Origin of the sequence: Thermus thalpophilus (assembly GCF_022760915.1) — a bacterium.
Classification (GTDB): Bacteria; Deinococcota; Deinococci; order Deinococcales; family Thermaceae; genus Thermus; species Thermus thalpophilus.
Map to the genome: position 1 here is coordinate 1 of NZ_JAKTNS010000011.1, position 19,271 is coordinate 19,271.

Annotated in this window: 18 protein-coding genes; 8 read left to right on the forward strand and 10 right to left on the reverse strand. The window is 68.5% G+C overall.

Annotation, left to right across the window (positions count from 1 at the left end; genetic code table 11):
* Window positions 1–83: 83 nt before the first annotated feature.
* The 3 genes from galT to L0D17_RS05430 are packed head-to-tail and all read left to right on the forward strand — an operon-like array spanning window position 84 to window position 4,152.
* Entirely contained in the window at window positions 84–1,130 is a 1,047-nt protein-coding gene (galT, locus tag L0D17_RS05420; protein ID WP_039455555.1) for a galactose-1-phosphate uridylyltransferase, read from the forward strand.
* Window positions 1,127–2,614 carry a glycerol kinase GlpK gene (gene glpK / locus L0D17_RS05425; protein ID WP_243094303.1) on the forward strand — a complete coding sequence of 496 codons (1,488 nt, stop codon included), beginning with the start codon at window positions 1,127–1,129 and terminating at the stop codon, window positions 2,612–2,614. The genes galT and glpK overlap by 4 nt, the downstream gene beginning before the upstream one ends.
* Complete coding sequence (locus tag L0D17_RS05430) at window positions 2,614–4,152, forward strand: FAD-dependent oxidoreductase (protein ID WP_243094306.1); 1,539 nt, start codon at window positions 2,614–2,616, stop codon at window positions 4,150–4,152. Before glpK ends, L0D17_RS05430 begins: the two co-directional genes overlap by 1 nt.
* Here the strand turns inward: L0D17_RS05430 and ftsH are convergent.
* Window positions 4,149–5,996, reverse strand: a complete 1,848-nt coding sequence (ftsH, locus tag L0D17_RS05435; protein ID WP_243094403.1) for an ATP-dependent zinc metalloprotease FtsH — start codon at window positions 5,994–5,996, stop codon at window positions 4,149–4,151. The two genes, L0D17_RS05430 and ftsH, sit on opposite strands and share 4 nt — an antisense overlap.
* A 74-nt stretch (window positions 5,997–6,070) precedes the next feature.
* On the opposite strand from ftsH, the gene L0D17_RS05440 reads away from it, so the two are divergent.
* Window positions 6,071–7,426 (forward strand): tetratricopeptide repeat protein, encoded by a 1,356-nt coding sequence (locus L0D17_RS05440; RefSeq protein WP_243094314.1) that lies wholly within the window; start codon window positions 6,071–6,073, stop codon window positions 7,424–7,426.
* On the opposite strand, the gene L0D17_RS05445 is transcribed toward L0D17_RS05440, so the two are convergent.
* Window positions 7,423–8,454 (reverse strand): response regulator, encoded by a 1,032-nt coding sequence (locus L0D17_RS05445; protein ID WP_243094315.1) that lies wholly within the window; start codon window positions 8,452–8,454, stop codon window positions 7,423–7,425. The genes L0D17_RS05440 and L0D17_RS05445 overlap by 4 nt on opposite strands.
* 1 nt (window position 8,455) lies before the next feature.
* Window positions 8,456–9,427 carry a Holliday junction branch migration DNA helicase RuvB gene (gene ruvB / locus L0D17_RS05450; RefSeq protein WP_243094404.1) on the reverse strand — a complete coding sequence of 324 codons (972 nt, stop codon included), beginning with the start codon at window positions 9,425–9,427 and terminating at the stop codon, window positions 8,456–8,458.
* A 31-nt stretch (window positions 9,428–9,458) separates the two neighbouring features.
* Between ruvB and panB the strand changes: the two genes are divergently transcribed.
* From panB to L0D17_RS05470, 4 genes are read left to right on the forward strand one after another with little or no spacing between them, the layout of a single operon-like run.
* Window positions 9,459–10,244: a 3-methyl-2-oxobutanoate hydroxymethyltransferase gene (panB, locus tag L0D17_RS05455; RefSeq protein ID WP_243094317.1), complete on the forward strand. Its 786-nt coding sequence runs from the start codon at window positions 9,459–9,461 to the stop codon at window positions 10,242–10,244.
* A gap of 16 nt (window positions 10,245–10,260) precedes the next feature.
* The gene (locus tag L0D17_RS05460) at window positions 10,261–11,193 is read left to right on the forward strand and encodes an RluA family pseudouridine synthase (RefSeq protein ID WP_243094325.1); all 933 of its coding nucleotides are present in this window, start codon (window positions 10,261–10,263) and stop codon (window positions 11,191–11,193) included.
* Window positions 11,193–12,080 carry a DNA-methyltransferase gene (locus L0D17_RS05465; RefSeq protein WP_243094327.1) on the forward strand — a complete coding sequence of 296 codons (888 nt, stop codon included), beginning with the start codon at window positions 11,193–11,195 and terminating at the stop codon, window positions 12,078–12,080. Before L0D17_RS05460 ends, L0D17_RS05465 begins: the two co-directional genes overlap by 1 nt.
* Window positions 12,055–12,732 (forward strand): hypothetical protein, encoded by a 678-nt coding sequence (locus L0D17_RS05470; protein ID WP_039455566.1) that lies wholly within the window; start codon window positions 12,055–12,057, stop codon window positions 12,730–12,732. Before L0D17_RS05465 ends, L0D17_RS05470 begins: the two co-directional genes overlap by 26 nt.
* Here the strand turns inward: L0D17_RS05470 and lysN are convergent.
* The 7 genes from lysN to L0D17_RS05505 all read right to left on the reverse strand — a co-directional run bounded on the left by lysN (window position 12,715) and on the right by L0D17_RS05505 (window position 19,266).
* Window positions 12,715–13,908, reverse strand: a complete 1,194-nt coding sequence (lysN, locus tag L0D17_RS05475) for a 2-aminoadipate transaminase (protein ID WP_243094329.1) — start codon at window positions 13,906–13,908, stop codon at window positions 12,715–12,717. The two genes, L0D17_RS05470 and lysN, sit on opposite strands and share 18 nt — an antisense overlap.
* A gap of 16 nt (window positions 13,909–13,924) precedes the next feature.
* Window positions 13,925–15,055, reverse strand: coding sequence for a deoxyguanosinetriphosphate triphosphohydrolase (locus L0D17_RS05480; protein WP_243094331.1), 1,131 nt, complete (start codon window positions 15,053–15,055; stop codon window positions 13,925–13,927).
* On the reverse strand, window positions 15,056–16,282 hold the full coding sequence (gene fabF, locus L0D17_RS05485) for a beta-ketoacyl-ACP synthase II (protein WP_243094333.1): 1,227 nt from the start codon (window positions 16,280–16,282) through the stop codon (window positions 15,056–15,058).
* A 69-nt stretch (window positions 16,283–16,351) separates the two neighbouring features.
* A complete protein-coding gene (acpP, locus tag L0D17_RS05490; protein WP_243094335.1) occupies window positions 16,352–16,597 on the reverse strand; it encodes an acyl carrier protein in 246 nt (81 codons plus the stop codon).
* A 53-nt stretch (window positions 16,598–16,650) separates the two neighbouring features.
* Window positions 16,651–17,388 carry a 3-oxoacyl-[acyl-carrier-protein] reductase gene (gene fabG, locus L0D17_RS05495; RefSeq protein WP_243094338.1) on the reverse strand — a complete coding sequence of 246 codons (738 nt, stop codon included), beginning with the start codon at window positions 17,386–17,388 and terminating at the stop codon, window positions 16,651–16,653.
* The gene (gene fabD / locus L0D17_RS05500; RefSeq protein WP_243094339.1) at window positions 17,381–18,298 is read right to left on the reverse strand and encodes an ACP S-malonyltransferase; all 918 of its coding nucleotides are present in this window, start codon (window positions 18,296–18,298) and stop codon (window positions 17,381–17,383) included. Before fabD ends, fabG begins: the two co-directional genes overlap by 8 nt.
* The gene (locus L0D17_RS05505) at window positions 18,298–19,266 is read right to left on the reverse strand and encodes a beta-ketoacyl-ACP synthase III (protein WP_243094341.1); all 969 of its coding nucleotides are present in this window, start codon (window positions 19,264–19,266) and stop codon (window positions 18,298–18,300) included. The genes fabD and L0D17_RS05505 overlap by 1 nt, the downstream gene beginning before the upstream one ends.
* Window positions 19,267–19,271 lie beyond the last annotated feature (5 nt).

Consider the following 19,271-nt stretch of genomic DNA (forward strand, 5'->3'; position numbering starts at 1 on the left):
TCATAAGACGGGAACCCCACAGCCCTTTTCAATACCCCCGGTTGCATATCCTTGAGGGGAAGTGGATGAGTGCAAGTTTTGAGATGCCTTTCTTTTATAGGCGCCACCACCGGAAGCGGGACGGCCGGGAGCTCATCCTCTACGGGCTTACCCCTTGGGAGGAGGCGCCTTTGCCGGAAGGGGAGGAGGCCCTGGCGCCCGCCCCCCACCTCCGCTACCACCCCTTGCGGGGGGAGTGGGTGGTCTACGCCGCCCACCGCCAGGAGCGCACCTTCCTTCCCCCAAAGGAGCACTGCCCCTTGTGCCCCAGCCGGGAAGGGGCCTTCCCCACGGAGATCCCCTTTACCCGCTTCCAGGTGGCGGTCTTTGAGAACCGCTTCCCCGCCCTGGTTTCCTCCCCTCCGTCCCCTCCTTCCGGCCTTCCCGTGGCGGCGGAAGCCGCCCGGGGCCGGTGCGAGGTGGTGGTCTACACCCCCGCCCACACGGGGAGCCTGGGCACGCTTAGCGAGGAGGAGAGGCTCCTTTTGGCCTGGGTGTGGCGGGAGCGGTACCAGGCCCTCTATAGCCTTCCCGGGGTGCGCTTCGTCATGCCCTTTGAGAACCGGGGGGAGGCGGTGGGGGTGACCCTGCACCACCCCCACGGGCAGATCTACGCCTACCCCTTCGTGCCCCCCCTTCTAGAGCGGGAGAGTGCGGCCTTCCGCGAGCGGCCTGTGCTCCAGGAGCTTATGCCCCGCCTCGAGGCCTACCGGGTGGACGAGGAGGAGGGCTTCCTGGCCTTCGTGCCCCCCTTCGCCCGCTACCCCTACGAGGTCTGGGTGGCCCCCCGGGAGCGGCACCCAGGCCCCTGGACCTTTGGGGAAGGGGAGATGGCGGCCTTCGCCCGGCTTTTGGGCCGGGTGGTGGCCCGCTACGACGCCCTCTTTGGCGAGCCCTTTCCCTACGTGATGGTCTTCCACGCCGCCCCCTTGGGGGAGGAGCGCACCTTTCACTTCCACGTGGAGTTCTACCCTCCAAAGCGCACCCGGGACAAGCTCAAGTTTTTGGCGGGAACGGAGCTTGGGGCGGGGACCTTCGTGGTGGACGCCCTGCCCGAGGACACGGCGCGGCGGCTTAGGGAGGTGTTATGAGCTACCTTTTGGCCCTAGACCAAGGCACCACGTCCAGCCGGGCCATTCTCTTCACTTTGGAGGGGAGGCCCGTTGCGGTGGCCCAGCGGGAGTTCCGGCAGATCTATCCGAGGCCCGGGTGGGTGGAGCACGACCCCCTGGAGATCTGGGAGACCACCCTGTGGGCGGCCAGGGAGGTGCTGCGGCGGGCGGGGGTGGAGGCCCGGGAGGTGTTGGCCCTGGGCATCGCCAACCAGCGGGAGACCACCTTGGTGTGGGAAAGGGATACGGGGCGGCCCCTCCATAACGCCATCGTCTGGCAGGACCGCCGCACGGCTCCCCTTTGCGAGGCCCTGAGGGAGCGGGGACTAGAGGGGCTCTTCCGGTCCCGCACCGGGCTTCTTTTGGACCCCTACTTCTCCGCCAGCAAACTCCTGTGGCTTTTGGAGAACGTCCCAGGGCTAAGGGGGCGGGCGGAGCGGGGGGAGGTGTGCTTCGGGACCGTGGACACCTGGCTCCTCTGGCACCTCACGGGGGGCCAGGTCCACGCCACCGACCCCACCAACGCCAGCCGCACCCTGCTTTTCAACCTCCAGAGCCTCACCTGGGACGAGGAGCTTCTCGCCGCCTTGGAGATCCCAAGGGCCCTTCTCCCCGAGGTGCGCCCCTCGGACGGGGACTTTGGGACCACCCTTCCCGAACTCCTTGGGGCCCCCCTGCCCATCCGAGGGGTTTTGGGGGACCAACAGGCGGCCCTCTTGGGGCAGGCGGCTTTGGGGGCGGGGGAGGGGAAGTGCACCTACGGCACCGGGGCCTTCCTCCTCCTGAACACGGGGGAGCGGCCGGTGTTCGCCGAGGGGGGCCTTCTCACCACCCTGGCCTGGCACCTCCGGGGGCGGGCCACCTACGCTTTGGAGGGGAGCGTCTTCGTGGCGGGGGCGGCGCTGGGATGGCTTCAGGAGGTGGGCCTCCTGGGGGAGAGCGCCGAGGCGGGACGGCTGGCCCAGGAGGTGGCGGACACGGGGGGCGTCTACTTCGTCCCCGCCTTCACGGGGCTGGGGGCCCCCTACTGGGACCCCTACGCCCGGGGGGCCATCCTGGGGCTCACCCGGGGCACGGGACGGGCCCACCTGGCGCGGGCGGCCCTGGAGGGGGTGGCCTTCTCCGTGCGGGACGTGGCCCTGGCCATGGCGGGGGCGGCGGGGCTTCCCCTCAAGGCCCTGAAGGCGGACGGGGGCATGGCGCAGAGCGACGCCTTCCTGGCCATCCAGGCGGACCTCCTGGGGGTGCCGGTGCAGAGGCCGAAGACCACGGAGACCACCGCCTTGGGGGCGGCCTTCGCCGCGGGGATGGGGTCGGGGGCGCTTGCCCTTGAGGACCTCCCCGCCCTGTGGCGGGAGGAGGCCCGCTTCCTCCCCCGGATGCCGGAGGGGGAACGGGCGCGGCGTTACCGCCTCTGGCGGAAGGCGGTGGAGCGGGCCCGGGGCTGGGCGGAGGAGGGGTGATGCCCTGGGAACGGGAGGCGCTTTGGGAAGGGCTTAAGGAACCCCTGGACCTCCTCATCCTGGGGGGCGGGGCCACGGGGGCGGGGGTCCTCTGGGAGGCCACCTTGAGGGGCCTCAAGGCCGCCTTGGTGGAGGCCAGGGACTTCGGCGCGGGGACGAGCTCCCGCTCCACCAAACTCCTCCACGGGGGCGTGCGCTACCTGGAGCTGGCCCTTAAGCGCCTGGACCGGCGGCAGCTCAAGCTGGTAATGGACGCCCTCCACGAGCGCCGGGTGGTGATGGACCTGGCTCCCCACCTGGCCCACCCCCTCCCCCTCCTCACCCCCCTCTTCCGCCCCCTGGAACTCCCCTACTACGGGACGGGCCTCATGCTCTACGACCTCCTTTCGGGGCGAAGACGCCTCGGCCCCACCCGCTACCTCCCCCCCCAGGCGGTGGCGGCCCACTTCCCCCAGCTGCCCAAGACCCTGGGGGGCATCCTCTACTGGGACGGGCAGTTTTTGGACCACCGCCTCACCCTCGCCCTCCTCCTCTCCGCCCTCCACCGGGGGGCCACTGCCCTGAACCACGCCGAGGCCACCGCCTTCCTCCTCCAAGGGGGAAGGGTGGCGGGGGCGGTGGTGCGGGACCGCCTCACGGGGAAGGAGGTGGAGGTCTACGCCAGGGCGGTGGTGAACGCCACCGGCCCCCTCACCGACCGCACCCGCCACCTCCTGGACCCTGACCTCCCCCCCCTCCTCACCCCCTCCTCCGGGGCCCACCTGGTCCTGGACTACCCCTTGCGGATGGGCCTCCTCCTGCCCAAGACGAGGGACGGCCGGGTGCTTTTCCTCCTGCCCTACCGGGGCAAGGCCCTCCTCGGCACCACCGACCTCCCCGCCGAGGCCACTTCTTGCCCCCTCCCCCGGGAGGAGGAGGTGGCCTACCTCCTGGAGGAGGTGCGGCCCTACCTGGGGGACCTCTCCCCCCACATCCGGGCGGTCTGGTCCGGGCTCCGGCCCCTGGTGGGGCGGGGGGAGACCAGGCTTTTGGTGCGGGACCACCTCATCGCGGAGGAGCGGGGGCTCTACACCCTCACCGGGGGCAAGTGGACCACCTTCCGCCTCATGGCCAAGGACCTCTTGGACCGCCTGGACCGGGACCTGAGCCTGGGGCTTCCCGCCTCCACCTCCCACGCCACGCCCCTATGGGGGGCGGGGCCCAAGCCCGCCTTGGACCTTCCTTCCGAGGTGGGGGAGTACCTCTACAGGACCTACGGGAAGGAGGCGGGGAGGGTGGCGGCCTTGGGGGATAGGCCCCTTGTGCCCGGGCTTCCCCACCTGGAGGGGGAGGTGGTCTACGCCGTGCGGGAGGAGCTGGCCTGGAAGCCCCTGGACGTTTTGGTGCGGCGGATGGGCCTTGGGCTTTTGGACCAGGAGAAGGCGAAGGAGGCCCTGCCCCGGGTGGTGGAGCTCATGGCAAGCCTCCTGGGCTGGGACCAGGGGCGGAAGGAGGCGGAGCGGAAGGAGGCCGAGGCCGCCTTGCCCGGGCTTTGCTAGCCCTCCTCCGCCCGCTGCACCGCCTGAGTTTCCCGCAGGATGGCCCGCACCCTTTCCCCGGGGATGGTCTCCTCCCGGAGGAGCTCCTCCGCCAGGCGGTGCATGGCCTCGGCGTGGGCCAAAAGCACCTCCCGGGCCCGGGCGTAGGCCTCGTCCAGGATCTTCCGGATGTCCTGGTCAATGAGGCGGGCGGTTTCCTCGGAGTGGTCCTTTTTCTTGGCGATCTCCTCCCCCAGGAAGATAGGGCCGGAGTCCGACCCCCAGGCGATGTTCCTAAAGTGCTCCCCCATGCCCCAGTCCAGGACCATGCGCTTGGCGAGCTGAGTGGCCCGCTTGAAGTCGTCCTGGGCCCCGGTGGTCACGGTGCCGGTGAAGAGCTCCTCCGCCACCCGGCCCGCCATGAGGACGGAAAGCTCGTCCATGAGGTGTTCCCGGGAGACCAAAACCCGCTCTTCCGGCTTGCTCCACCGGGCCCCCAGGGCCATGCCCCGGGGCACGATGGACACCTTTTCCGTCTTGTCGGCGTGGGGCAGGACCTCCCCCACCACGGCGTGGCCCGCTTCGTGGTAGGCCACGGCCCGCTTTTCCTCGGGGGAGAGCTTGAGGGCGGGGCGCTCCAGGCCGAGGACAATCTTGTCCAGGGCCTTGAGGAAGTGGTCCTTGCGGATTTTCTTTTCCCCGTCCCGGGCGGCCAGGAGGGCGGCCTCGTTCACCAGGTTCTTGAGGTCGGCCCCGGAGAAGCCGGGGGTGAGGTGGGCGAGCTCCAAGGCGTCCACGTCCTCGGCGATGGGTTTGCCCCGCATGTGGACGAGGAGGATGTCCTTCCGTTCCTCCAAAGAGGGAAGTCCCACCACCACCTGGCGGTCAAAGCGCCCCGGGCGCAACAGGGCGGGGTCCAGGATGTCGGGGCGGTTGGTGGCGGCGAGGACGATGACGGAGGTGTCCTTCTCAAACCCGTCCATCTCCGAAAGGATTTGGTTTAGGGTCTGCTCCCGTTCGTCGTGGCCGCCCCCGATGCCCGCTCCCCGCTTGCGGCCGATGGAGTCCAGCTCGTCAATGAAGATGATGCTGGGGGCGCTTCTCCTGGCGTCCTCAAAGAGGCTCCGCACCCGGCTCGCCCCCACGCCCACGAACATCTCCATGAACTCGCTGGCGGAAACGGAGAAGAAGGGCACCCCCGCCTCCCCCGCCACCGCCCGGGCCAAAAGGGTTTTGCCCGTGCCCGGGGGGCCCACCAGGAGGACGCCTTTAGGGATCTCCGCCCCCAACTCCAGGTACTTCTTGGGGTTCTTGAGGAAGTCCACCACCTCCATGAGCTCGCGCTTGGCCTCCTCGTGGCCGGCCACGTCCTTGAAGGTGGTGTTGACCTTGCGCTCTTTGCCGTAGAGCTTGGCCCGGCTTTGGCCAAACTGCATCACCTGGCCCGCCCCGCCTTGGGCTCGCATGAAGAAGAACCAGAAGAAGAGGATGAGGAGGAGGGTGGGGCCCACGTAGAGGAGGAGCTGGGGCCAGAAGGAAGGGGCCTTGGTCACCACCCGGACGCCGTTTTCCTCCAGGAAGCGTAAGAGATCGGGGTCCGCCACCTGGGTGGGGGGCAGGGGCACCTGGAAGCGGCGGGCCACCTGGCTGCCCCCTTGCGGGGTGGGGAAGCGCTCGGGCTCCTTGAGGGCGCCCAGGATGCGGGTTTCCTCCAGGGTCACCTCCGCCACCTTGCCTTGGCGTACCAGCTCCCGGAACTCGGTGTAGGAGAGGGTGGGGGCCGGGGGGCCGGTGAAGGCGGTGTAGGCCAGGTAGCCTAAGAGGAGCAGAAAGATCAGGGTAAAGGGGTTCAAGCGTTGCGGCAACATCTACCTCCCTTGCCCTATGGTAGCGCCTTACCGGGTGAGAGGACTGAAGGCTGTGGTATCCTCTAGCGGCGATGAGGGGGGTCCTCGAGGCCCTGCACCAGGGGGACTACGACACCGCCATAGAGCGCCTCACCCGCAAGGCCCTCTTCGGCTCCAGAGAGGAGGCCAAGGAGGCCCTGTTGCTCCTCGCCGAGGTGCATAGCCTCTACGGGGAGGAGGGGCTGGAGCGGGCCCATCGGGCCTTGGAGGAGGCTTATGAGCTCGGGGAGCTGGAGTATAACCCCCTTTACCGGGCCCTTTTGGCCGAGCTTCTGGCCCTGGAGGGGCGGAGCGAGCGGGAGGTTCTCCCCCTCTTCCTCCCCACGGAGGACCCCCGGGCCCTTTACCACCAGGCCCAGGCCCTCTTTTACCTGGGCCGCTTTGAAGAGGTCTTGGGGACGCTCAAGGAGGGGCTTCCCGCCTTCTTGGCCTGGCGGGCGGAGGTGCTAAGGGGGAGGGCCCTGGAGCGGCTTGGCCGCCACCGGGAGGCGGCCACGGCCTACGAGCGGGGGGCGGAGCTCGCCCTGGGGTTTGAGCGCTACTGGCTCCTTCTGGACGCCGCCGCCATGTGGGTGGAGGCGGGGGAAGGGGAGCGGGCCCTTGTGGCCTTGAAGGAGGCGGAGGAGGAGGTGGGGGAGATGGAAGGGGCGGAGGACGCCGCCACCCGCCACTACCTCCTGGCCCGGGCTCACCTCCTCTTGGAAAACCCCAACCGGGCCCTGGAGGAGGTGCAGGAGGCCCTGAGGAAGGAGGAGGAAAGCGGCCACAGGGCCTACGGCACCCCCCTCCTCATGGGGCAGATCCTGCAAAGGCTCGGCCGCCACGAGGAGGCCATGGGGGCTTATCGGGAAGCCCTGGCCAGGGCCCAAGGGGAGGAGCGGCCTTACGTGCTCCACGAGATGGGGGTGGCGGCCTTGGACCAGGGGGCTTTCCTCGAGGCCGAGGCGTACCTCAGGGCCCTGGTGGAGGAGGAGGGCTACCCCTACCGGGCCCAGGCCCTGGCGGACCTGGCGGAGGCCCTCTACCGCCAGGGGCGCTACCAGGAGGCGGAAACCGTGGCCAAGGAGGCCATGGCCCAAGGGGCGGAGGCGGCGGGGGAGCTCATCCTGGGCCACGTGGCCTACGACCTCATGCACCTGGAGGAGGCCCTGGCCCACTACCGCAAGGCGGCGGAGCTTTCCGAGGAGGGGAGCCGGGAGTGGGTGGGGGCCCAGGAGATGGTGGTGGACACCTTGGCCCAGTTGGGCTACCGCTTCCCGGAGGAGATCCTGGCCCGCGCCGAGGCGGTGCTGCCCCACGTCCACCCCGCCGACGAGTGGCACCAGGCCCTCCTGGCCTACCGGGAGCGGGCCGAGGCCATCCTGCGCCAGGGCCGGCGGCCCAACTAGCCCCGCCGCAAGGGGCTTAGGGCCCTGAGCACCTCCTGGGCCCGGAGGGGCTTGGGCAGGTGGAGGACCCGCAAGGGGCGGAAGAGGAGGCCCGGGGGGGTTTCGCTCACCAGGTACAAGGAGGCGAGCTTCCCCTCGGGGTGGGACCGGATCCTGCGGGCCATCTCCAGGGCCTTTTCCCCTTGCACGATGACGCCCTTGGGCCTTTCCTTGAGGAGCCTTAGGGCCATCTCCAGGTCCTTGGCCAAGAGGACGCGGAAGCGGTGGGCCTCGAGGAGGTAAAGAAGAAGCCTCCGCACCACCCCGCTTTCCGCCAGGACCAAGACCAAGGGGTCTTCCGCCAGGAGGGTGGAAGGGCGCACCAGGCCCCGGCTTTTGAGCTCAAAGAGGAGGTGGTAGACCTCCTCCTCCGGCAGGCCCGAAAGGAGGGCCACGCTCCGGGCCCGCCGCACCCCGTCCAGGTGCTCCAACACCGCCCAAGCCTCCGGGGGCAGGGGATGGCGGGTGGGGTCTTCCACCAGGTGAAAGACCTCGTCCGGGTCCACCTGGCCCCGGCGCCACTCGTCCAGGCGTCTCGCCGCTTCCATGAGGGCGGCGTCCGTGTCCAGGGTGTGGGGGAGGGCCACCTGGCTCCCCTCCGTGAGGGGCTCGGCCAGGATCTCCCCTTCCTTTTCCCCCAAAAGGGTGGCCAGGGCCTCCAGAACCTGGGCCTCCAGGGCCTCCCTTAGCTCCTCCTCCCCGATGAGGCCGAGCTCCAAGGCCAAGGCCCCCAAGGGGGTGCCGGGGTTTTCCCGGCCCTGGCGCTCCACGAGCTCCTGCACTTCCTCCAGGGTGAGGTGGCCGAGGCGCACCAGGTACTCCCCCAGGTGGGGGCCCGGCTCGGTGCGGGCGTAGAGGATGCGCCCACCCAGGAGGTGGACCCGGCCGTAGATGCGGCCCTGGAAGGCCACCACGGCGCTTTTCCGCTGGGCGGAAAGGGCTTTTAGGAGTTCGTCCAGGTCCAGTTCCTCGAGGGTGGCCCGGATCATGCTAGAGGAGGGGTTCTGCGGGGGGCGGGTAGCCCAGGTGGCGGTAGGCCCGCTCCGTGGCCACCCGGCCCCGGGGGGTGCGCTTGAGGAGGCCCTGCTGGATGAGGTAGGGCTCGTGCACCTCCTCCAGGGTCCCGGGGTCCTCCGAAACCGCCGTGGCCAGGGTGGCGAGGCCCACGGGCCCACCCCCGAAGCGGAGGATGAGGGCCTCGAGGATCTCCCGGTCCCGCTTCTCCAAGCCCAGCTCGTCCAAGCCCAGGGCCGCAAGGGCCTCCAGGGCCCGCTCCCGGGTGATGACCTCCTCCCCCGCCACCTGGGCGAAGTCCCGCACCCTCCGGAAGAGGCGCTTGGCGACGCGCATGGTGCCCCGGCTCCGCTTGGCGATCTCCATGGCGGCCTCTTCCGTGATCTCCACCCCCAGGAGCCCGGCGTCCCGTCGGATCCCTTGGGCGAGCTCTTCCAAGGAGTAGTACTCCAGGTGCTCCACGATGCCGAAGCGGCTCCTCAGGGGAGCGGTGATGAGGCCGGGGCGGGTGGTGGCCCCGATCAAGGTGAAGCGGGGAAGCTCCAGGCGGATGGTCCGCGCCGCCGGCCCCTGGCCGATGACGATGTCCATCTTGAAGTCCTCCATGGCCGGGTAGAGGTGCTCCTCCGCTTGGCGGCTCAGGCGGTGGATCTCGTCAATGAAGAGGATGTCCCCCTCCTCCAGGGAGTTGGCCAAGATGGCCGCCAGGTCCCCAGGCTTTTCTATGGCGGGCCCCGAGGTGACGCGGAGGTTCACCCCAAGCTCGTGGGCGATCACGTGGGCCAGGGTGGTCTTGCCCAGGCCGGGGGGGCCAAAGAGGAGGAGGTGCTCCAGGGGTTCCCCCCGGGCCTTGGCGGCCTCGAGGTACACCCTCAGCTTCTTTTTCAACCTCTCCTGGCCGATGTACTCGTCCAGGGTCCTGGGCCTTAGGGCGAGGTCCGGGTGCACTTCCACGCCCTTTCATGATAGCCTTATTCCCATGCGCCGGACGGTTAAGGAGTTCCGTCACGCCAAGGGCCAAAGGCTCGTTTACCTCACCGCCTACGACTACCCCACGGCCCGCTTGGCCGCGGGCGCGGGGGTGGACGCCATCCTGGTGGGGGACTCCTTGGGCATGGTGGTCCTGGGCTACCCCTCCACCGTCCCGGTGAGTCTGGAGGAGATGCTCCACCACACCAAGGCCGCCAGGCGGGGGGCGCCCGACACCTTCTTGGTGGCGGACCTCCCCTACCTCTCCTACGCCACCTTGGACCGGGCCTTGAGTGCGGCGGAGCGCCTCCTTAAGGAGGGCGGGGCCGACGCGGTGAAGCTAGAGGGGGGCGAGGAGGTGGCGGAGATCGTCCGGGGCCTCACCCGGGCCGGGGTTCCGGTCTTGGGGCACGTGGGCCTCACCCCCCAGACGGCGAGCCAGCTCGGGGGCTATAAGCTCCAGGGCAAGCGGCCCGAGGAGGCGGAGCGCATCCTAAAAGGTGCCATGGCCTTGGAGGAGGCGGGGGCCTATGGGGTGGTGCTGGAGATGGTCCCCGCCCTCTTGGCCAAGGAGATCACGGGGCGGCTTTCCATCCACACCGTGGGCATCGGGGCTGGGCCCTATACGGACGCCCAGGTCCTGGTCTTCCACGACGTGGTGGGGCTTTACGGGGAGTTCAAGCCCCGCTTCGTGAAGCGCTATTTGGAGGCGGGGAAGCTGATCCAAGAAGCCCTTGTCCAGTACGCCAAGGAGGTGCGGGAGGGGGTTTTCCCCGGCCCTGAGCATAGCTTCTAGCCCTACAATGAAGGCCGTGGTGCGCTTTCAGGCGGAAGGGGTGCGCCTGGACCAGGCGGTGGCCGAGGCCTGCGGGGTGAGCCGGGCCCGGGCCCAGGCCTGGATTGCCCAGGGCCGGGTGCGGGTGGGGGAACGGGTGGTGGAAAAACCCTCCTACCGCTTGAAGGGGGAAGAGGTCCACGTGGAGCCCCCGGAGGAGCGGCCCATGGTGGTGCCGGAGGACCTTCCCCTTCCCCTGCTCTATGAGGACGAGGACCTCCTGGTCCTGAACAAGCCCCCGGGCCTCCTCACCCACCCCGCCCCTGGGGTCTACACGGGTACCGTGGTGAACGCCCTTTTGGGCCGCTATTTGGAGGTTCCGGAAGCCCTTCCCCCCGCTCAGCCTGAACTGGTGCGCCCGGGCATCGTCCACCGCCTGGACAAGGACACGAGCGGCGTTTTGGTGGTGGCGAAGCACCCGGGGGCGGTGGAGGCCCTCTCCCGCGCCTTCCGCGACCGGCTCGTGATGAAGCGCTACCTGGCCCTCACCGAGGGACACCCCAAGGAGGGCACCCTCATCGCCCCCATCGGGCGCCACCCGGTGGAGCGGCACAAGATGCACGTGGGGGGCGTGGCTCCCCGCTACGCCGAGACGGAGTTTAGGATTTTGGCCACCGCCGGGCCCCACGCCTTGGTGGAGGCCAGGCCCCACACGGGGCGCACCCACCAGGTCCGGGTGCACCTGAAGCACCTAAAGGCCCCCATCCTGGGGGATGAGGTTTACGGCAGGAAAAGCCCCCATATCCCCCGCCAGGCCCTGCACGCCTACGAGCTCCGGATCCCCCATCCCCGCACCGGGCGCATCTTGGAGTTTGTGGCCCCGGTGCCCCCCGATATGGTGCGGGCATGGGGGGCGGTGGGGGGGGTGTGGCCGGGGGATATTCTCCTGGAAGGGTATACTGGGGCCTAATGAGCGCTTCCCAGGCCTTTCCGGTAGCGGAAAGCCTGCCCGAAGAGGCGGGCCAGCCCCGTCTCTACGTGGGGGACGCTCGGGAGGTGCTTACCCGCCTGCCCGAGGCCTCCGTGCACCTGGTTCTCACCTCACCCCCCTACTGGACCCTGAAGCGCTACGAGGACATGCCCGGGCAACTGGGCCACGTGGAGGACTACGAAGCCTTCCTGGACGAGCTGGACAAGGTGTGGCGGGAGGTTTACCGGGTCCTGGCCCCCGGGGGGCGGCTCGTCATCGTGGTGGGGGATGTGGCCGTGGCCCGGAGGCGCTTTGGGCGCCACCTGGTCTTCCCCCTCCACGCCGACATCCAGGTGCGCTGCCGGAAGGTGGGCTTTGACAACCTCAACCCCATCCTATGGCACAAGCACACCAACGCCGCCCTCGAGGCGGACCGCCCCGGGTTCTTCCTGGGCAGGCCCTACGAGCCCGGGGCCATCATCAAGACCGAGGTGGAATACATCCTCATGCAAAGGAAGCCCGGGGGCTACCGCAAGCCCACCCCGGCGCAGCGGGAGGCCTCCCGCATCCCCAAAGAACTCTTTGCCCGCTGGTTCCGGCAAATCTGGGACGACATTCCCGGGGAAAGCACCAAGGCCCACCCGGCGCCCTTCCCCTTGGAGCTGGCGGAGAGGCTCGTGCGCATGTTCAGCTTCGTGGGGGATGTGGTGCTAGACCCCTTCGCCGGCACCGGCACCACCCTCGTCGCCGCCGCCAAGTGGGGGCGGAGGGCCCTTGGGGTGGAGCTGGTGCCCCGGTACGCCGAGCTCGCCCAAAGGCGCTTTGCCCAGGAGGTTCCCGGGGGCTCCTTGGAGGTTTGGGATGGGATCCCAGGACTTGGCCCGTGAGCTGGAGGGGGTGCTGGAAGGACTGATCCACACCTCCTCCCAGGACAGCGGGCGCCAAAACCGCCTCGCTGACTACCTGATGGGGCGCTTGCGCGCGCGTCTTCCTTCCCACCTTTGGCCCTATCTGGAACCGGAAGTCCAGGTGCCAGGGTTGGCGCGGGAAAAGGCTTGGGACCTGGGGTTGGTCTACCCGATGGGGCCCACGCTTCCCAAAAAGCCCCGGCTTCTCCTTTCCCTTAAGTCCATTTTGAAAAACCCTTCGGGCTCCTGGCCCAACCGCTTGGATGACCTGGTGGGGGAGGTTTCCTCGGTGCAGATGCTTTTCCCCGAGGTGGTGGTGGGCTACGTGGTGGTCCTGGACCATGGGGCGCCCACCAAGCGAAAGGGCGTCTACAGACAACCTGAAGGGGACGAGCTTTTGCCCATCTATGCTCGCTTCAAGGACGGGCTTGCCGCTTTGGCGCGAAGGCGGCCCCCCCTTTGGGCCCAGGGGCTGGTGGAGGCCCATTGGGTCTTGGAGATAGATACAAGGAAACGGCCGCTTTTGCAAAACCCCCAGGAAACGGCCCGTGCGGGCGAGGCCTTTTTAGACCTTTTGGTGGGGGCCTTGCGCCAGCGGGAGCCCCTGCTTTTCCTAGGCCAGGGCCAGTAGCCCCTTTAGCGCCCTGCCCAGGCGGCGCACGCCCTCTTTTATGCGCGCTCGGTCCATGGTGGCGTAAGAGAGCCTCAGGGTGTTCTCCCCGCCCCCGTTGGCGAAGAAGGGGCCTCCGGGCACAAAGGCCACGTTTTCCTCTATGGCCCGTTGGAAGAGGCGCTCGGCGGAAAGCCCCTCGGGTAGCGTCATCCAGACGAACATCCCGCCCTGGGGCCGGGTGTAGCGGACCCCCTCGGGCATCTCCCGGTCCAAGGCGGAAAGCATGGCCAGGGCCTTTTCCCGGTAGGTCCTGCGGATGAGGGCGAGGCGCTCGGAAAAGCCCTCCTGCACCAGGGCGTGGACCAGCATCTGGTTGAGGACGGGGGTGTGGAGGTCGGACCCCTGCTTGGCCTGGGTGAGCTTGCGGATGGCCTCGAGGTTCCCGGCCGCAAAGGCCACCCGGAGGCCCGGCGCGAGGATTTTGGAAAAGCTTCCCAGGTAAATGACCCCCGGGTAGCCCGCCTGCCGGGCGAGCTCAAAGAGGCTGGGAAGCCTGCTTTCCCCAAAGTAGAGCTCCCGGTAGGCGTCGTCCTCCACCACCACCAGGCCCCGTTCCATGGCCATGGCCAGGAGGCGCTGGCGGGCGGGAAGGGGCATGAGGCCCCCCGAGGGGTTTTGGAAGGAGGGGATGAGGTAGAGGAAGCGGGGGCGCTCCCGCTTCAGGACCTCCTCCAAGGCCTCCAGGTCCGGCCCCTCCTCCCCAGTGGGCACGGTGAGGAAGCGGGGGCCATAGGGGCGGAAGGCCTGGATGGCCCCCATGTAGCTGGGGGCTTCCAGGAGGAGGGGGCTTCCCTCGTCCAGGAAGACCTTGCCCAGGAGGTCTAGGGCCTGCTGGCTTCCCGTGGTGATGAGGACCTCCTCCGGGTTGAGGCCGAGCCAGTCCGCCACCCAGGCCCTAAGGGGAAGGTAGCCCTCCGTGGGGCCATACTGCAAGGCCACCTCCCCCTTTTCCCGCAGGATGGCCGCCGCCTTTTCCGCCGCCAGGTCCTTGGGGAAGAGCTCGGGGGCGGGAAGCCCCCCGGCGAAGCTGATGACCCCCGGGCGCTGGGTGAGCTTGAGGAGCTCCCGGATGGTGGAGGCCTGGATGCGGCCCGCCCTTTCGCCGAAAAGGGTACTCCAGTCCAGGGTTTTCACTTACCCATTCTACGCCTTAGGGGAAAAGGCGGCGGTAAGCTTCCAGGGCGTAGCGGTCCGTCATGCCGGCGATGTAGTCGCACACCGCCCGCTCCAGGCCCTCCTCGAGGATGCGCCCCTGCACCTCCTTGGGCAGGGTTTCCGGGTAGCGGGTGTAGGCGCGGAAAAGCCCTTCCAAGGCGGTTTCGGCTTTAAGCCTTTCCCGAAGCACCTCGGGGTGGCGGTAGAAGCGCTCCAGGAGGAATGCCTTGAGCTCTTTGAGCGCCGCTTCCGCCTCCTCCGTGAGGGTGGCGAGGCGGCTGGGATGGTGGCGCACCGCCTCGGCGCTGTGCACCTGGGCCCTTTCCAGGCGGGCGTGGGTGGCCTCAATGGCGGCGGTGATGAAGTAGCCCAAAAGTTGCCGCACCAGAACCCGCCGCTCCAGCTCGGGAAGCCGCAGGAGGTCCAGCCCTTCCTCCTGGGCCAGGGCCTTGAGGAGGGGGACGTCCAGAAGCTCCTCCGGGCGCAAAAGCCCCGCCCTTAGCCCGTCGTCCAGGTCGTGGGCGGCGTAGGCGATGGCGTCGGAGAGGTCCACCACCTGGGCCTCGAGGGTGCCCTGCCCTTGGTACTGTTCCTTGAAGCCCGGGACATAGGCGGCCTCGTGGGTGGCGATCCCCTCCAGGACCTCGTAGGTCAGGTTGAGGCCGCGGAAGCCGGGGTAGCGCACCTCCAAGTGGGTGAGGATGCGCAGGGCCTGGGCGTTGTGCTCAAAGCCCCCGTGGTCCTTCATGAGCTCGTGCAGGACCTTTTCTCCCGTGTGGCCGAAGGGGGGGTGGCCCAGGTCGTGGGAGAGGGCGATGGCCTCGGTGAGGTCCTCGTTGAGGCCTAGGGCGCGGGCGATGGAGCGGGACACCTGGGCCACCTCCAGGGTGTGGGTGAGGCGGGTGCGGTAGTAGTCCCCGGCCCAACCGGGAAGCACCTGGGTCTTGTACTCCAGGCGGCGGAAGGCGGTGGTGTGGAGGATGCGGTCCCGGTCCTTCTGGTAGGGGGTGCGGAAGGAGGACTCGGGCTCGGGGTGCATGCGCCCCCGGGTGTCCCTGGCCTTTTGCGCATAGGGGGCGAGGCGGGCGGCCTCCAGCTCCAGAAGGGTTTCCCGGGGGAAGAGCATCTAGACCCGCTTGAAGAGGAGAACGGCGTTGTGGCCGCCAAAGGCGAAGGAGTTGGAAAGGGCGTAGTCCACCTTTGCTTCCCGAGGCTCGGGGACGAAGTCCAAGTCCAGCTCAGGGTCGGGGTCTTCCAGGTTGAGGGTGGGGGGGATTACCCCGTGATAAAGCGCCTGCACCGTGGCGATGGCCTCCACCGCTCCCGCCGCCCCCAGGAGGTGGCCGATCATGCTCTTGGTGCTGGAGACCATGAGGCGCTTGGCGTGCTCCCCGAAGACCCGCTTGATGGCTAACACCTCCGCCCTATCCCCCACGGGGGTGGAGGTGCCGTGGGCGTTGATGTAGCCCACGGCCTCGGGGGGCACCTGGGCGTCCTCGAGGGCCCGCTTCATGGCCAAGGCGGCCCCCTTCCCTTCGGGGTGGGGCTCGGTGATGTGGTGGGCGTCAGCGCTCCGGCCGAAGCCCACGATCTCGGCGTAGATCCTGGCTCCTCGCTTTTGGGCGTGCTCGTACGCTTCCAGGACCAGGACCCCGGCTCCTTCCCCCATGACGAACCCGTCCCGGCTTAGGGTGAAGGGGCGGCTCGCCTTATGGGGCTCCTCGTTCCGGGTGGAAAGGGCCCGCATCACGGCGAAGGCCCCGATGGCCATGGGGGTGATGGCCGCCTCCGTCCCCCCGGCAAGGACCACGTCCGCCTCCCCCAGCTGGATCATGCGGAAGGCCTGGCCGATGGCGTCCGAGCCGGTGGCGCAGGCGGTGACGGCGGTGGTGGAAGGCCCCATGAAGCCGTAGCGCATGGCGATGTGGGCCGAGGCCATGTTGGCGATCATCATGGGGATGAAGAAGGGGCTGATGCGGTTGGGGCCCCTTTCTAGGAAGACCTTGCTCTGCGCTTCCCAGGTTTCCATGCCCCCGATGCCCGTGCCCACCAAGGTGCCCACCCGCTCGGGGTTCAGCGTCCCCGGTTCCAGCCCGGCGTCCTTGAGGGCCAGCTCGGCGGCGATGAGGGCGTACTGGGCGAAGCGGTCCAGGCGCTTGATCTCCTTCTTGTCCAGGTAGGCTTCCGCGTCCACGTCCACCTCGGCGGCGATGCGCACGGGGAGCGCCGAGGCGTCAAACCGGGTGATGGTGCGGACCCCGCTTTTACCCTCCAGTTGGGCTTTGTGGAAGGCCTCCTGGCCCACCCCGATGGGGGTAAGGGCCCCGAGGCCGGTGACCACCACGCGTCGCATGGGCGCAGTATACCGCCAAAAGGAAAGCACCGGACGGGCCAAATCCCCAAAACCCGCCCGGCGCCCCCCTTAAGCCCCTAGCTTGCCCTTGATGTACGCCACCGCGTCCTTCACGGTGCGGATCTTCTCCGCCTCCTCGTCGGAAATCTCCAAGCCGAACTCGTCCTCCAGGCCCATGATGAGCTCCACGGTGTCCAGGGAGTCCGCGCCCAGGTCCTCAATGAAGCGGGCCTCGAGGGTGATCTTCTCGGGTTCCACCGAGAGCTTGTCCGCAATAACCGCCTTCACCTTTTCAAAGATCTCCTTCTCCGTCATGAAAACCTCCCTTGGGGATTTTACCACGGGGTATAGCTTAGGGCCTGGCCCCTTCAATGGGGGGTGAGCCCCCCATCCACGCACAGGGTTTGGCCGGTGATGTAGCCCGCAGCCTCGGAGACCAAAAAGGCCACGGCCTCCGCCACCTCCTCCGGGCGGCCAAAGCGACCCGCAGGGATGCTCTTCAGGTAGGCTTCCTGCACCTCCTTGGGTAGCTTCCCCGTCATCTCGGTTTCTATGAACCCCGGGGCCACGGCGTTCACCGTGATCCCTCGGGCGGCGTACTCCTTGGCCACCGCCCGGGTGAAGCCGATGAGGCCCGCCTTGGAGGCCACGTAGTTGGCCTGGCCGGGGTTTCCCAGGATCCCCACCACGCTGGTGATGTTCACGATGCGCCCGAAGCGGGCCTTCATCATGAGCTTGATGGCCTCCCGGGTGGTGCGGAAGACCGCGGAGAGGTTGGCTTCCAGCACGGCTTCCCAGTCCTCGTCCTTCATGCGGATGAGGAGGGTGTCCCGGGTGATGCCGGCGTTGTTCACCAGGGTGTCCAGGCCCCCCAGGATCTCCGCCGCCCCGTGGACCAGGCCCGTGGCGGCCTCCGCCTCGAGGAGGTTGGCCCCCAAAACCCCCACCAGGGGGCTTCCCAGCCTCCTGGCCTCCTCCGCTACCTCCTCCGCCTTCTCCCGGTTCTGCCCGTAATGGATCACCAGGGCGTAGCCCTCCCGGGCCAGCCTGAGGGCGATGGCCCGGCCGATGCCCCGGCTGGCTCCGGTGACGAGCGCTCTACGCATCCCGCACCTCCAAAGCTTTCCTTAAGCTTTCCGGATCGGTAACGGAAAGGGCCTCCACACCCTCTAGGGTGCGGGCCACGAGGCCCTTCAGGACCTCCCCGCTCCCGAACTCCAAAAAGCGCCGCACCCCCCGCCTTTCCATGTCCATTAGGATCTCCACCCAGCGCACCGGTGCGGTGATCTGCTCCAGGAGGAGGTGCCGGATGGCCTCGGGGTCCTCCTCCGGCTTTGCGGTGACGTTGGAGTAAACGGGGAAAAGGGGTTTGCGGAAGGGGATTCCTGCCAGGTCCCGGGCGAGCCGTTCCTTGGCGGGGGCTATGAGGGAGGAGTGGAAGGGGGCGGAGACGGGCAAGTAGACCACGCGGGCCCGGAGGGCCTTAAGCCTTTCCGCCGCCCGCTCCACCGCCTCCTTCCTGCCGGAGATCACCGTCTGCTCGGGGCTGTTGAGGTTAGCGATCTCCACGCCCTCTAGCCCCGCCAAAGCTTCCTGGATGGCTTCCAGAGGAAGCTTGAGGATGGCGGCCATGGCTCCCTCTCCCGGGGGCACAGCCTCCTGCATGTACCGGCCCCGGAGGCGCACCAGCCGTAGGGCATCCTCCAGTTCCAGGGTACCCGCGGCCACGTGGGCGGTCCACTCCCCCAAGGAGTGGCCAGCGGCCAGGGAAGGGGGCTGGCCTCCCTGGGCTAGAAAGGCCCGGTAGGCGGCATAGCCCACCGCCAGGAGGGCGGGTTGCTGGTTTTCCGTGAGGGTGAGGGCCTCCTCGGGGCCTTCCCACATGAGCTTTAGGAGCCCGGGCAGGGTGGCCTCGGCTCGGTCCAGCACCTGGCGGGCGGCAGGGAAAGCCTCGTAAAGGGCTTTTCCCATACCCACCTTCTGGGAGCCTTGGCCGGGGAAGAGGGCGGCGTACATTAGGCTCCCCCCCAGGTGAGGACCGTGGCGGCCCAGGTGAGCCCGGCCCCGAAGGATACCAGAAGAACGTGATCGCCTTCTTGGATCCTGCCGTCCTCCACAGCTTCCTTGAGGGCCAGGGGGATGGAGGCGGTGGAGGTGTTGCCGTAGCGGTCCACGTTCACCACCACCCGTTCCCAGGGAAGGCCCAGTCGCTCCCGGGCGGCGTCGATAATGCGTAGGTTCGCCTGGTGGGGCACGAAGACCTTGATGTCCTCCGGGGTGAGGCCGGCTTTTTCTATGGCCTCGAGGGTGGCGGTGTTCATCACCCGCACGGCGAACTTGAAGACCTCCCGCCCGTTCATGTACAGGCGGTTCCGCATGGAGGTGCCGTCGGGAAGCCGGGGGGCCACGCAGGCGTGGAAGAGCTCCTTGGCCCCCGAGCCGTCCGCCCCCAGGACGAAGGATTTAAAGCCGAAGCCCTCCCGCACCTTCCCCACCACCGCCGCTCCCCCAGCGTCCCCAAAGAGGACGGCGGTGGCCCGGTCGTTCCAGTCCAGGATCTTGGAAAGGGCCTCGGCCCCCACCACCAGAACCTTGCGGGCCAGGCCCGCCTCCACCAGGGCGTGGGCCTGGGCCAGTCCGTAGACCCACCCCGGGCAGCCCGCCAGGAGGTCGTAGGCGAAGGCGTTCAGGCCAAAGCGGGCCTGGACCAAGGCGGCGGTGTCGGGGAAAAGAGCGTCCGGGGTGTTGGTGGCCACGATGACCCCGTCCACCCCTTCCAGGGCCCCCGGGTGGCGGGCGAGGAGGTCCTCCACCGCCTTAAACGCCAGGTCCGAGGTGTACTCGTCCTCCGCGGCGATGCGCCGCTCCCGGATCCCCGTGCGGGTGACGATCCACTCGTCCGAGGTGTCCAGGTAGGCCTCAAACTCCTCGTTTTTCATGACCCTTTGGGGCGCGTACGCCCCTAAGGCCAGGATGCCGCTCATGCCGG